Source organism: Ruegeria sp. ABV4_181 (genome assembly GCF_056158465.1).
Genome location: NZ_JBSWTI010000004.1, coordinates 70,696 through 84,175, shown reverse-complemented (window position 1 = coordinate 84,175; position 13,480 = coordinate 70,696). Strand labels below are relative to the sequence as shown.

General features: G+C 59.6%; 11 protein-coding genes. 8 read left to right on the top strand and 3 right to left on the bottom strand.

Annotated elements, in window-relative coordinates; all coding sequences use genetic code 11:
* The first annotated feature begins 127 nt into the window (after positions 1-127).
* Positions 128-1,747 (top strand): VPLPA-CTERM-specific exosortase XrtD, encoded by a 1,620-nt coding sequence (xrtD, locus tag ACXAC3_RS18885; RefSeq protein WP_475163693.1) that lies wholly within the window; start codon positions 128-130, stop codon positions 1,745-1,747.
* Positions 1,748-1,760: 13 nt separating this feature from the next.
* A complete protein-coding gene (locus ACXAC3_RS18880) occupies positions 1,761-2,861 on the top strand; it encodes an acyltransferase family protein (RefSeq protein WP_475163690.1) in 1,101 nt (366 codons plus the stop codon).
* A gap of 15 nt (positions 2,862-2,876) precedes the next feature.
* Here the strand turns inward: ACXAC3_RS18880 and ACXAC3_RS18875 are convergent, their stop codons facing one another.
* Positions 2,877-4,127: a glycosyltransferase family 4 protein gene (locus ACXAC3_RS18875; protein ID WP_475163689.1), complete on the bottom strand. Its 1,251-nt coding sequence runs from the start codon at positions 4,125-4,127 to the stop codon at positions 2,877-2,879.
* Positions 4,120-5,382, bottom strand: a complete 1,263-nt coding sequence (locus tag ACXAC3_RS18870; RefSeq protein WP_475163687.1) for a nucleotide sugar dehydrogenase — start codon at positions 5,380-5,382, stop codon at positions 4,120-4,122. Before ACXAC3_RS18870 ends, ACXAC3_RS18875 begins: the two co-directional genes overlap by 8 nt.
* Before the next feature lie 602 nt (positions 5,383-5,984).
* Here ACXAC3_RS18870 and ACXAC3_RS18865 point away from each other — a divergent pair.
* The 6 genes from ACXAC3_RS18865 (at position 5,985) to ACXAC3_RS18840 (ending at position 12,507) form a co-directional block, all read left to right on the top strand.
* Positions 5,985-6,653 (top strand): class I SAM-dependent methyltransferase, encoded by a 669-nt coding sequence (locus ACXAC3_RS18865; protein ID WP_475163685.1) that lies wholly within the window; start codon positions 5,985-5,987, stop codon positions 6,651-6,653.
* Between the two features lie 588 nt (positions 6,654-7,241).
* Entirely contained in the window at positions 7,242-8,723 is a 1,482-nt protein-coding gene (locus ACXAC3_RS18860) for an oligosaccharide flippase family protein (RefSeq protein ID WP_475163680.1), read from the top strand.
* Positions 8,724-8,869: 146 nt separating this feature from the next.
* Entirely contained in the window at positions 8,870-9,862 is a 993-nt protein-coding gene (locus tag ACXAC3_RS18855; RefSeq protein WP_475163677.1) for a glycosyltransferase family 2 protein, read from the top strand.
* Entirely contained in the window at positions 9,859-10,803 is a 945-nt protein-coding gene (locus tag ACXAC3_RS18850; protein ID WP_475163675.1) for a sulfotransferase, read from the top strand. Before ACXAC3_RS18855 ends, ACXAC3_RS18850 begins: the two co-directional genes overlap by 4 nt.
* Complete coding sequence (locus ACXAC3_RS18845) at positions 10,803-11,825, top strand: lipid II:glycine glycyltransferase FemX (RefSeq protein WP_475163673.1); 1,023 nt, start codon at positions 10,803-10,805, stop codon at positions 11,823-11,825. Before ACXAC3_RS18850 ends, ACXAC3_RS18845 begins: the two co-directional genes overlap by 1 nt.
* 1 nt (position 11,826) lies before the next feature.
* Entirely contained in the window at positions 11,827-12,507 is a 681-nt protein-coding gene (locus ACXAC3_RS18840; RefSeq protein ID WP_475163670.1) for a polysaccharide deacetylase family protein, read from the top strand.
* Between the two features lie 7 nt (positions 12,508-12,514).
* Here the strand turns inward: ACXAC3_RS18840 and ACXAC3_RS18835 are convergent, their stop codons facing one another.
* Positions 12,515-13,444 carry a sulfotransferase domain-containing protein gene (locus ACXAC3_RS18835; RefSeq protein ID WP_475163666.1) on the bottom strand — a complete coding sequence of 310 codons (930 nt, stop codon included), beginning with the start codon at positions 13,442-13,444 and terminating at the stop codon, positions 12,515-12,517.
* Positions 13,445-13,480 lie beyond the last annotated feature (36 nt).

The following is a 13,480-nucleotide window of genomic DNA, read 5'->3' as shown; positions in this document are numbered from 1 at the left end:
TGATTGGAACCGAAGGGTGTGAACAAAGGCACCCATACAAACATATTGTGTCGATCTCCGATCAAAATGCCCGGAGCCGGCCCCGGTGATACCGAATAACCCGTTTTTGTGTGCATGATTGTCACCAATGTTTCGTTTCGATTCGCAAAACCAGCGCGGTAAGCCCTTCGGGGCAGCCGGAACTGCCACGCCGAACGTCAATGCGGCCGGATTGTTCTGGTTTGCCCTTCTGCTGTTGGGGTCACTCCCTGTCTTCTGGATCGGAATCGTCTCACTGGGCGCGGCCTGGAGCACGCCGGAATACAGCCACGGGCCGCTGATCCCGATCATTTCGCTGTACCTGTTCCTGCGCGAATTGCGGGACATGCCACCGCCCAACCCGGCTGTCCGTGATCGCTGGCCCGGCATCGCCGTCATTGCCGTGGCCCTGGCCATCGCCATCCTGGGCAATCTGACCCGCATTCCGGATATCGTCACCTATGCGATGATCATCTGGACCGGCGGCGTCATGCTGACCGTATTCGGCTGGAGCCGCGGGATACATCACCAGTTGCCCGTGATCCATCTGGTCTTCATGCTGCCGCTGCCTCAGTTCATCTACTGGAAGCTCACGATCTTCCTGCAATGGGTGTCGTCGGAACTGGGCGTCTGGTTTGTCCAGCTTGCCGGCGTTTCCGTCTTCATCGAAGGCAATGTCATCGACCTCGGCGTCTACAAGCTGCAGGTGGCCGAAGCCTGTTCGGGGCTGCGCTATCTGTTCCCGATCCTCAGCTTCTCGTACCTGTTCGCCCTGCTCTATCGTGGCCCGATCTGGCACAAGGTGGTTCTGCTGGTCTCTGCCGCGCCGCTGACGGTGCTGATGAATTCCATCCGCATCGGGGTGATCGGCGTTCTGGTCAATCATAACGGCATCGAACAGGCCGAGGGGTTCATGCATTTCTTCGAGGGCTGGATTATCTTTCTGCTCTGCGTGGCCGTTCTGTTTCTCATGGCGCTCGGGCTGCAACGGCTGGCCCCCGACCCGAAGCCCTTTGCCGAGGCCATCGATCTGGATACCGAAGGTTTTGGCCCCGTCGCGCTGCGCCTCTTTGGCATCCGCGCCTCGGTGGCGCTGGCAACGGCGGCCATTTTGACGCTGGCGGTGTCAACAGCCTGGGCCCTGCGGCCCGCCTCGGAGGTGCGGCCCATCGAGCGGGACCCGTTTGTCCTTTACCCGCGACAGCTCGGAGACTGGTCAGGCTCAACAACCAGCCTCGATCCGCAGGTCGAACAGACGCTGGGGGCCAGCGATTATCTCAATGCCACCTATATCGACACCGGGTCCGGCGATTACGTGAACATGTTCGTGGCCTTCTACGACAAACAGACCGACGGCGACGGCATCCACTCGCCCGAGGTCTGCCTGCCGGTCGGCGGTTGGGAAATCTTCAGCCTCGAACCCTATGGGATCAATCCCGGCAACACCCCATATGGCAGCTTCACGGTGAACCGCGCGGTGATCCAGAAAGAGCTGTCGAAGCAGTTGGTCTATTATTGGTTCGAACAGCGCGGCAAACGCATCGTCAACGATTTCCGCGCCAAGATAAGCGTCGTTCAGGATGGGTTCACCATGGGCCGCACCGATGGCGCGCTGGTCCGCTTTGTGACCCCGATCCGCCCCGGGGAAACCGAGGCCGACGCAGATGCGCGGCTTCAGCGGTTCATGGAACCCAGCCTGAACCGCCTGCCACAATTTGTGCCGTTTTGATCTTGGGTTGCCGATGACACATCAGGTTTCACATTCCCTTTCCGGACAATCATCGCTCAGGATTTCGGACCGGGCGGATGGGCGGGACAACAATTTCAATCTGATCCGCATTCTGGCCGCCACCGGAGTGCTGGTCTCACATGCCTATCCTCTGAGCCGGGGCATCGACGCCAGTCAACCTCTGGAATCCCTGTTGCACGGCATGGCTCTGGGCACCGTATGCGTCTGGATCTTCTTCGCCATTTCCGGGTTCTTCATCACCCGCAGTTTTGACCGGACACCGTCGGCGAAATCATTCCTGATCGCCCGGGCCCTGCGCCTGTTCCCTGCCCTTGCCACGGTGCTGATCATCACCATTCTGGTGGCCGGGCTGCTGCTGACCGAAGCGGCCCCTTCCGTCTACTGGGCCGCGACGGGCGAATATTTCATCCGCAATATTTTGCTGTTCAATCTGAAATACCCGCTGCCCGGCGTCTTCGTCGGAAATCCCGGCGGCGGCGGGATCAATGGTTCGCTCTGGTCCCTGTCATACGAGGTCACCTGTTACGCCGGCGTCTTCCTGTGCGGAATGCTCGGGCTGCTTGGGAACCGCAAAGCCTTTGTCGGCGTGACCCTGGTGTTCCTGTGCGCCTACGCCGCGACGATGATATTTGAGCTGAACCCACGCATCGAACAGCTTGCGCGGCTTGGGTTGCCGTTCCTGACCGGGATGATTTTCTATCTTTTCCGCCACCGCATACCGCTGTCCTGGACGATGCTTGCCGGGGCAACGGCCGTGACGGTCGCGGCCTGGTTCACACCTGTATTCATGCCCGTGTTTGCAGTCAGCCTGTCTTATGCCGTGTTCTTCTTCGGGTATGCCCCAACGCCCCGGCTTTTGCTTTACAACCGATTGGGCGACTATTCTTACGGCGTCTATATCTATGCGTTTCCGATCCAGCAATTGGTCGCACAATCCGGCGTAACGGCACCCGTCATCAATATTGCCGTTTCCCTGCCCTTCACCCTGATCTGTGCTGTACTGTCCTGGCATCTGATTGAGGCACCGGCGATGAAACTGCGCCACCGGTACAAACGGCAGAAACCGGTCAAGACCAAACAGGCCGTGAAATAGAGGCCGCGCGCGCCCCTACCTTTTCCAGATCCGCTTATAGGCGGCGATCAGGGCCGGCACCTGATGAGGCCAGGCCATCTCGGCCTCGACCCGCGCCCGGCCATAGCGGCCCATGGCGGCGCGGCGTTCTTCATCCGCCAGCAACGCGGTGATCTTGTCGGCCATGTCCACCGGGTCGTTGGCCTTGGCGTAAAGCGAGGCTTCCTGTGCCGAATAGCGGCCTTCGGTCACGTCGAACTGAACGATCGGTTTTTCGAAGGCCATATATTCGAGGATCTTGTTCATGGTGGATTTGTCGTTCATCTCGTTCACCCGGTCCGGGTTCACGCAGACATCCGCGGTCGACAGGACCTCGAACAGATCGTGATCCGGTGCGCGGCCGGTGAAGGTGACGTAATCCGACAGGCCCATCGCGGCGGATTGTTCCCGCAGCTTGTCCAGGCTGGGGCCGCCGCCCACAAGACAGAACTGAATATCCTCGCGCCCCTGGACCTGCACCAGATGCGCCACGGATTCCAGCAGCAGGTCGATGCCTTCCTGATCACCCATCACACCCACATAACCCACCATGTACTTGCGCCCGTTGCGCCAGTCCGGGTTGGGGGGCAGATGCTGCAACCGGCTCAGATCGGGGCCGGAACGGACGACAAAGACATCCTCGGGCGCCATGCCGCCGCGTTCGATGGCGATCCTGCGATAGCTTTCATTGGTCGCAATCGACACCCGCGCCGAGGCGAAGGTCAGCCGTTCGAATGTCTTCATCAGCTTCCAGAAAAAGCCGCGCTTGTCGAACTTGGCCTCGTAAAGCTCGGGGTTGATGTCATGGTGATCGAACAGATAACGCACGCCGAACAGCTTGAAGGGCAGCGCCACCAGAAAGATCAGATCGGGCGGGTTGCAGCCATGGATGACGTGAAAGCCGCGCGAAAACTTGATCTTCAGCGCCAGCCAGCTTTCCCAGAACAGCGCCGCGCCGTATTCCAGCAGATATCCCAGCGCCCCGCTGGCATCCAAAGGCAGAGGGTGGCGATAGACCCTGATGCCTTCATCTTCCCAGACGCGTTCCTCGTGCCCCTTGCCGGTGGGACAGATGACCGACACAAGCGCGCCGGCTGCGGCCAGCGTGCGCGCCTCCATCCAGACGCGGCGGTCGAAGGGGACGGGCAGGTTCTCCACCACGATCAGAACCTTCAGCCCCTTCAGGGGCTGGCTCTGACGCAGCTCCTCGAACGAGACCGGCTGAACGGCGGAGGGTGCGCTAGTCATATTCATAGGTTCTCACCACCTCTGCAGTCCCAAGGGTCAAGTCATTCACGATCCGGTTCGAGCCGATCACCAGATCCCAGGGCCCGGCTTCGGCCGTGGCACGATCCACCAGCAGGCTGCCCACATTGGGCAGATGGGTAAAGGCATAGCCCAGGTTCTGCCCGCGCAGATCGGCCGGTTCGATCGCCGGATCATAGACCGACAATTGATGACCTGCGTCCAGCAGCCGCCGGGCGATATCGACATTGGGGCTTTCGCGCAGATCATCGGTTCCGGCCTTGAAGGCCAGCCCCGCCATCAGCACCCTGCCCCCTTCGGGCAGCCGGGTCATGATGTCCTGCACCTGATAGGTCTTATGCGCGTCATTGGTACGCAACAGGCTGTCGATCAGATGCGTATGCGCGCCCACCTCACCCGCGATATGTTGCAGCGCGCGGACATCCTTGGGCAGGCACGATCCCCCGAACGCGCCCCCCGGGCGGGTGTAATAAGACGAGATATTCAGCTTGGTGTCCGAGACGAAAATCTCGTGCATGGTTTTCGCCGAAACGCCCATCCGGTGACAGATCCGGCCCACCTCATTGGCGAAAGCCACCTTGGTCGCATGCCAGGTGTTGTCGACGAATTTGGTGATCTCGGCCTCTTCATAGGCGGTGTAGAACACCGGGGCGTCCAGACCTTCGTGCATCTCGTCCATCACCGCGGACCGGCTGCCATCTGCGGTACCGACAACGATCTTGGGCGGGTTGAAGAAATCATCCACCGCCGAAGCCTCGCGCAGAAATTCGGGGTTATAGACAATCTCGACCGCCTGCGCCGTCCGGTCCCCCAGACAATTCCGGAATATCGGCTCGATCAGTTGCCGCACCGTGCCGGGCCGGAAGGTAGAGCGATAGGCCACCGTCAGCGGCCGCGCCCGGTCCGGTGAAACGGCCGCGGCGATCTGGCGGGTCACTTCGGCCACGAAGTTCATGTTATGCGAGCCATCGGTCGAACTGGGTGTGCCAACACAGACAATGGCCAGGTCCACATCGGACGGGTCCGGAATATCAACAGTGGCGTGGATCAGGTTCTTGCCGAGCGCTTCGGTCAGCAGCCCGGCCACTTTTGGTTCCTTGATCGGAGGTTGCCCGGAGTTGATTTCCGCGACCTTGTCGGCATTCACATCAACGCCGATCACTTCATGTCCCTCGCGGGTCAGGCAACACGCCGCCGTGAACCCCACATAGCCCAACCCGAAAATCGCAATCTTCATACTGCTACACCATCATTAACTCAGAACCAATTTCCAGCCGTAGCCGTAGAAAATTCAAATCACCGTGCGCCTGGCTTCCTTGCGTATTGAGTGTCCAACTCATGACACCGATTGAGAATACACTTTTAAACAGAATTCAACGCACCGCTACGAGATACATAGCTTCTCTGGGCACAGAGATATGTCCAAAAGTTGGTGACGGGCTGATCGGGCGGCACGGTAAAGTTGCTTGGTCCCGGCGATGAAAGGAATGCCCTGAATTAGTTCAGGTATACGATTGCCGCTGTCGGGCTATTGTAGCGCGGCGGAAAGCGGCGCCGCCGATCAGGCTCGTAGGCGGCTTCTTTGTTTGCGAGTTGAACCGGCGAATGCGTTGCATTCCGCACTCTGTGATATCGGGTACATTGTCCCGAAACGGGATTGCCTATCTCACGCGGATCAAGCCATGAATTTTGCGGCATATTACGGGGGTCAGGCCGCTTGATCTTCTGTATCTGGAATCCCGTATTGAAATGTCGCGCGGAAGCCGGGATTATTTTACGATTGTGGTTCCAGAACCGCGCCTTAAACCGGGACTATTTAAGCAATTTTTGGAGAGTTAGGTGAAAAAAAGCCAATTGTTTCTTGCTGCGCAACAGCGTTTTCGCGGAAAGCGATTTGTACATGTGGAGCGTCTGATACGCGAACTTCTTGCAGATCGCGCCAATATTAAGATTCTGGATGCGGGCGGTCGCGCGCGTTACTGGAAGCTGCTCCCCATGGAACTGCGCAGCCGGGTGTCTGTCACTGTGCTGAATTTCGATAAGGATCTGGCTCAGTTCGATAACACGGTCGACGGGTTGTTGGTCGAGTGCGCAACCGGAGACGCATGCAACATGCCGGAGTTTGAAGATGGGTCTTTCGACTTGGTTCACTCGAACTCGGTTGTGGAACATGTCGGATCATACACGAACATGATCTCCTTTGCCCACGAGGTCCGGCGTGTCGGCCGGGCGTATTTTGTTCAAACACCGAACTTCTGGTTTCCTGTTGATCCACATTATGGCCGACCCTTCGTTCATTGGCTCCCCGGCCCGCTCCGGGTCGGGCTCTTCCAACGCACGTCTCTTGGCTACGTACCGAAGGTCGATTTCGAGCGCGCAATGGGACGAGGCGACTATATTAAGATTATTTCCAAAGGCATTATGTGCAAACTCTTCCCCGACGCGCGCATCGAAAAAGAGCGTTTTGCGCTTATGACCAAGTCGATCATGGCAATCCGCAGAGCATGAGAAACCTTCGCCGGATGGCTGATCCCTGGGTTTGATGGCGTGCTCTAACCGGTGGAGTGAACGGACGCCCCATGGGACAGATACACCACGACCACGTCCGCCTTCCACGCGGTATTACAGCGACCGCAGGCTTCGAACGCAGAGTGGAGCGGCGGGCTGGCAATTGAAGTCGCCAAATGGTGCAGGCGTCAAATGGTTGAAGAGCGAGTCCGGTCATGACGTCGCGCTCCGGCAGGTGGCCATGAGGCGCAAAGCGCGCCTTTCCAGCTTCCATTCCCTCATCCGCACTGGCGGCGAGCAGCGCGTTCGACTCGGCTTTAAGTTTTCTCAACCACGGAGAGAGTCGGTGTATGATGGTTGGAGCGATGCCCGTTTTTTGGACCAGCGGTAAGCAGAGTTTTCCGGCTTCTGAGGTGATTCCCGCCTTTGAACCAACTCCAAGGAACGTGGAATTGAAACCTCTGATGCGCTAAAGCGTTGTTTGTAATGAGTATGGAAAGTTAGAACATTTTGAAGCAGCCGCCCAATCCTGTTCCGAATAAAAGTTCATCCTTCCGCACCTCTGCTCTTGCGGTGGGGGCAACGACAATGCTCGCGTCCAGTCTGTTTCGGCAGGTCCTCGGGTTGATCACATTGATAGTGACCGCACGGCTTTTGACGCCCACGGATTTTGGTATTGCCGCCTATTTCCTTGTCGCCACCGCCTTTCTTGAAATGATGCAGCGGCAGATCTCGAATGTTCTCATACGGCTCGACGATGCCACGCCCCAACATCTCGAAACGGTATTCACCTTTCAGGTGATCCTCGGCGTTGCTGCGGGATTGCTGTTTTATGCGTCCCAACCCTTTGTCACCTTCATCGGGCTGCCCGAGTTGGCACCGCTGACGCCGCTTCTTTGTGTGCTGTCTCTGATCGTTGCCGTAAAAAGCCCCCGTTTCGTTCTGTACGAACGCAATCTGCGCTTCAGCTTCGCTGCCGGAGAAGAAACCCTGAGCCGGGTCATATATTCGATCATCGCGATCAGCCTGGCTTGGTACTGGGGGGATTTCTGGGCGATCGTCGTTGCCAATTTCTGCGCCCTGACCACGCGCTGCATCTGGACCTTCAGCTTTGCCCCGATGGTTCCGCGATTGTCGCTGGCGCGCTGGAAGGACTGTTTTTCGTTTTCGATCTGGTCAACCGGCGCCCTGGTCGCCCAGTTCTTTTCCAGAAATATGCCGCAACTTATCGTTGGCGCGACACTAGGGCTTTCGGATGCCGGGGTTTTCCGGCTGGGAAACCGGTTGAGCACGCTAGTCACAACGCAGCTGTTCGCTCCGCTGCAACGCGTGCTGTATCCCGGGCTTGCGGATATCTCGCGCAATACCAACCGGCAGGACGAGACTTTTAACCGGCTGAACGAATTGCTGCTTGCAATCGTATTGCCCGTTTCGGTCGGGATGGCGCTTGTGGCCAACCATGTCGTCATCGTGGTGCTGGGCCCGCAATGGCTGGGCGCGGCGCAGGTCATATGGGTTCTCGCCCCCCTGAAGGCGCTGGAAACCCTGCAGGAGAATGTCCAGTCCGCCTCATATGTCGAGGGATCGACCAGGATTTTGCTTGTGCGCAACACCTTCCTTCTGGCGCTTGTCTGCCTGCTCATGTGGATCGGGGTTCAGTACGGCTTTACCGGGGCACTGGCAGGGGCCGGGGCCGGCAGCGCCGCCGCCATCATGACCACCCTTTTCCTGGCGAAACGATATGGCAAACGCACCTTTGCCGGACCTCTGACCGTTGCCTGGCGGTCCTTTATCTCGACGCTGGTCATGATCGCCGCCGTCCTGTTTGTCGGCAGCGCCTATGGCAGCACCGAGGTGATCGGTTGGGCGTATACATCCTTTGATGACCTGCCCCTGTTGCGGTTCCGGTTCATCGTGAAGGTTCTGGTAGGGGCCGGGGCCTATTTGGGCACACATCTGTTGCTTTGGTACCTGTGCAAACAGCCCGAGGGCGTAGAGAGCGCAGTTTTAGGGCTGATTGGGCGAATGCGTCGACATTTCTCTCAGCAGCGTAATAATGAAAACATCTAACAGGGCTAAGTTGTATGTCCCGATTAAGGCTCTTCACAATTTCAACACCGTCATGCCTGAAAGACCCAGAACGAATGTACAAACCCAAAACATCGGGATGCCAGTAGCGCAATGTTGAGGGTCCATTTAAGAGATACCCCCGGACGATGGTAATCTCAGCCCCTTCCCAACCCGATCTCAGCGTCATCATCGTGAATTACAAGACATGTGACGTGACATCGAAGGCGATACAGTCGGTTCTGGATCATCCGGGCCGTCTGGATGTCGAAGTGATCGTGGTCGACAACGATTCACGGGACGGCAGTGTCGAGGCATTGCGCGCAGCCTTCCCACAGATAACGGTTCTGGCGGCCGGTCATAACGGCGGATACGCCTGGGGCAACAATGTCGGCATAAGGCGGGCCCGTGGGCGCTATCTGCTGGTCCTCAACCCCGATGCGCTGGTGTATGACGGCACGCTTGAGCGCGCGGTGACGTATATGCAGGACAACCCGGATGTTGGCATCCTGAGCGGGCATGTGTCGCTTGAAAACGGAACACAGCAGCCGACCTTGTTTCGCGAGGTGTCGCTCAGCAAATTGTTCTGGGGCCTTGTCGTACCAAATCGCATCCTGCGGCGCAGCCGGCTGTTCGGGGATCAGCGCTATGCCTCTCTGGCGCGCGACACCGCACAGGATGTCGAGGTTGTCGCCGGGTGTTTCATGATGCTTGCGCAAGAGGTCGTCGGGAAGGTCGGCATGATGGATGACCGGTTTTTCATGTATAGCGAGGAATCCGAATGGTGCTGGCGGGTCCGGCAGGCCGGTCTGAAAGTGCGCTATAACCCCGAGGTTCGCCTCATGCATTACGGGGCGGTATCGACCGGTCAGACATCCCCTTGGAAGTCCGTCGAAATCGCCAAAGGGCATATTCTTTTCCTGCGTTTCACGCGGGGGCCTGCGGTTGCGTGGCTGGGAACCGGGCTGATGGTATTGGCGGATCTGTTGCGCGCGGTCTGGTTCTTGCCTCTCGGCCTGATCCGGCCCGGCCATAAGGGGGCGCAGGCCTGGCGCGCCCGGTTTGCGTTTTTGCTTGGGGCCCTGTTCCGTCAACCAAAAGGGCAGACCCCGCCACAGCCTGACGCCGGGATGGCGGCATGAAGGCACTGGCCAAATCCGCCCTGCGCGCGACGGTGCATACCGTTCTGTCTCCGCTTGAGGCGCAGATGCTTGCCCGGCAGGCCGAGGCGGAATGGCCCCACATTTTCATTCTGGGCGCCCCGCGGTCGGGAACATCGCTGTTTTACGAACTCATGGTCACGCAGTTCCGGTTTGCCTATTTCACCAATCTGGCGCACCGGTTTTTCAGGACACCTTTGGCCGCCACAAAGCTTGGGCGCCCCTTCATCTCTCGGCATAAACCGGCATATCAAAGCGACTATGGCCATATTTCGGGCTGGGCTGCCCCGAACGAAGGCGGGTGGATCTGGCAACGCTGGCTGGAAGACGGTCCCTGGGTGGATGAGAGCAGGCTTGCGGACCTGCCGGTTGATGAGATCCGGGCAACGCTGGCTGGCATGTCGGCCCTGTCTGCCGCACCCTTCGTCAATAAGAACGTGATGCATTCGAACCGCGTACGGTTGCTGGATGCCCTGTTCCCCGGCTGCCTGTTTCTGGAGGTCCAGCGCGACGCCAGAGACACCGCCAGATCCATCATCCGGGCGCAGCGGCGCAACAAGGGCCCGCAGCGGGATCAGCAGGACTGGTGGTCCGTGCGCCCTTCGAACGCCGGGGGTGATACGGAAATCGAACGCGCCTGCCGGCAGGTCACGGGCGTGGCCCAGGACATCGGGCGTGACTGCGCCCATGTCGGAGCGGACCGCCATTTCAGGGTCGATTACGCAGCGCTCTGTGCCGATCCCCGGGACATTCTGGCCGGCGTCGCCCGGTTTCTTGCCGATCGCAATGTCCCCGCCCTGCCCCTGAAACAAGACCCTGTTCCAAAGAAATTCACCCTGAACCCGTCCAGGCCGCTTTCCGCGGAGGATGAGGCCGCCATGGCAGGTTTGCTTGCGCGCCCGGCAACCGGGGTGACCGTCTGATGGCGCATGGCACACTTTCTCTGCGCCCGGTCGCGCCTGAAGACTGGCCCGGGATCAGCTGCCTGTTCGATGACCTGACCTACGAGCAGAGCCTGACCTATGCGCAGGCCGCCGCACGGCGCATCGGGGCATCGGCGGAATTCGTGGCCCTGTACGACGCGCAGGACAAACCTGTTGCCGCCGCCTGTCTGAGGATCAAAAAGGTTCCGGTTCTGAACCGGGGCATCGCCTGGATTGCAGCCGGGCCGCTGACACAGGCCGCTGACCGGCCGGAACCCGGCCCTGACATAATCCAGGCCATCCTGTCCGGGCTTCGCGATCACATGCACGCCGCGGGCCATGTCCTGCGCCTGCGGTTTCCGGTACAGGTGTCGCTTTCCGAGGACGCAATCCTCCGCGCAGGGTTTTCGCCGACCCGGCGGGCCGACCCATACCGGACGGTTCTGATCGACCCGGATCGGGATGATGACAGCCTGATGCGGGCCCTGCATGGCAAGTGGCGCAATCCTCTGCGCAACGCGCTGAAGGCGGGGCTTGAGCTTGAAACCGGCCCTCTCCGGGACCTGTCGGACCGCTTTTCACGGCTTTACGAACAGGTGCGGGACGCCAAAGGGTTTCAGCCCGACATCCCCCCGGAATTCTACTATGCGCTGACGGGGCCGGATTTCGACCATGACGTTCTGATTGCGCGCAAGGACGGCGAAGACATCGGCGCGATGACGATCGGCGTGTCCGGGCCGAACGCAACCTACCTGTTTGGCGCCACATCCGATGCCGGGCGGCGGCTTAATGCCGGGCACTACCTGATGTGGCAGGCCATGCTGTATTGCCGCGAGCGGGGGGCGCGATGTTTCGATCTGGGCGGGATCGACGCCGAGGCAAATCCAAGCGTCACCCGTTTCAAACTGCGAACAGGCGGCACCGAGGCCACCGCATCCGGCCCTTACGAAGCCCGGCCAGACGGGATTGGGGCTGATCTGGTCAATCTGGCCGAAACCCTGCACAGAATGCTGAAATCCTGATATGGCGCGGCGGATCGGTCTCAACTTTCACGGCATAGGCCCTCCGGCGCGCGGGCTGGAGGATGGCGAGGCCCCCTATTGGCTGTCAGAGGCGCAGTTTACGGAAATACTGGACCGGGTGGCGGCCAGCCCTGATCCGTCAGCTTTCGTTCTGACCTTCGATGACGGCAACCTGTCAGATTATGAGATCGCCCTGCCCGCCCTGACGCAGCGGGGCCTGACCGCGCGGTTTTTTGTTCTGACGGGGCGGCTGGATGCGCCCGGATCGCTGGCGGGCGACCACATTCCGGCCTTGCTGGCGGCCGGGATGGGGGTTGGAACCCATGGGATTGCGCATGTCGCCTGGAGCGATCTGGACGCGGCCGCGCTTGAGCGGGAGATTGTCCGGTCACGCGATATGCTGCAGGCGTTATGCGGCCGCCCGGTGACCGAGGCCGGCATACCGTTCGGCAAATACAACGCCCGCGTCCTGCGCGCCCTGCACAGGAACGGTTACAGGGCAGCGTTTTCAAGTGATGCGGGCTATATGGACGACACCGCCTTTCTGCGTCCCCGCACATCCCTGCGCGCGGATATGAACCAGGCTGAGATTGACGCGATATTTGCCGGACATATGCCGGCTGCCCGACGTTTGCGCCGCGCGGCGGGCATGATCAGGAAACGCGTCTTACCACTGCGCTGAGTACCGTTTACACCACGTCCTTCGGCCCATCGGCAGATGAACGGGCATACCCGAACTTATCCAGAATATGCCCCAGCTCCTGTTCGATATAGGCCAGATGCTGGGGCTCCAGCTCATCCTTCCACTGCCCGCTGCGCCCGCTGCGAATATGCGCGCGCTCGTTGGTTTTGGTGGCCGAGACCCTGGTGCGTTTTCCGGCCTCGAACAGACGCATCAGGCGAACGCCCAGCTCATGCGCCGTGCCGCTGAGCCCCAGGAACGTGAACATCTCGGCATAAAGCGCATCGCGCTGATCACCCATCAGGGCGTCATATGGGACCTCAAGGATATCGGGGTCATCCAGATCCCAGTTTTCAAGCGTTTCGCGGCTGAAAAAGATGAAATGCCGGATCTCCATGAACAAGCCTTCGGTTTTGTCCGCCGCCTGCAGCTTTTCCTGATAGGTTTGCCCGTTTTCATCGGGCACATGGGCCCACCGCTCGTTCGTCCACAGATGGTAATGATAAGAGGACACGATCATGTCGCGTGGATCGCGCATGATGTGAATGCCCCGGTATGGTCCGATCCCGGACAGCGGCGTCTGGCTGTGTATCGACAGAAAAACCCGTGCCTTCGGGTTTGGTGCCTGCCGCGAGATATCCTCGAACCGTTCCCCCAGACCAAAGGCCAGCAGCCTGAGCACCGCCTTGAAATAGGTCGTCATCGCCTTGTGGTGCGTTCCGACAAAAATCTTGTGCTGAAGCTTCCCGGAACCTTTGGCGCTGCGCCTGCAGGCCAGGAACAACGGCAGCATCCGCCACAGTTCGGGGTTTGTCAGAAGGCCATAGTTCTTGCGGAACGAGATGGGGACCTGGGTGACGGCCTTTCGAAAGTTCGACCGCTTTGGCTTACGGCCAATCCCGGCATCGGTCATGATCTTTTCTGGCTGAGCTGACACCCGTCGAATTCCCTTTGTACAGTTTCCCCAGCGCCG

Bases quoted from the DNA above. Each gene is read 5' to 3' on its own strand.
- xrtD (WP_475163693.1), top strand. From the start codon at position 128: ATGTTTCGTTTCGATTCGCAAAACCAGCGCGGTAAGCCCTTCGGGGCA.
- ACXAC3_RS18880 (WP_475163690.1), top strand. From the start codon at position 1,761: ATGACACATCAGGTTTCACATTCCCTTTCCGGACAATCATCGCTCAGG.
- ACXAC3_RS18875 (WP_475163689.1), bottom strand. From the start codon at position 4,127: ATGACTAGCGCACCCTCCGCCGTTCAGCCGGTCTCGTTCGAGGAGCTG.
- ACXAC3_RS18870 (WP_475163687.1), bottom strand. From the start codon at position 5,382: ATGAAGATTGCGATTTTCGGGTTGGGCTATGTGGGGTTCACGGCGGCG.
- ACXAC3_RS18860 (WP_475163680.1), top strand. From the start codon at position 7,242: ATGCTCGCGTCCAGTCTGTTTCGGCAGGTCCTCGGGTTGATCACATTG.
- ACXAC3_RS18855 (WP_475163677.1), top strand. From the start codon at position 8,870: ATGGTAATCTCAGCCCCTTCCCAACCCGATCTCAGCGTCATCATCGTG.
- ACXAC3_RS18850 (WP_475163675.1), top strand. From the start codon at position 9,859: ATGAAGGCACTGGCCAAATCCGCCCTGCGCGCGACGGTGCATACCGTT.
- ACXAC3_RS18845 (WP_475163673.1), top strand. From the start codon at position 10,803: ATGGCGCATGGCACACTTTCTCTGCGCCCGGTCGCGCCTGAAGACTGG.
- ACXAC3_RS18840 (WP_475163670.1), top strand. From the start codon at position 11,827: ATGGCGCGGCGGATCGGTCTCAACTTTCACGGCATAGGCCCTCCGGCG.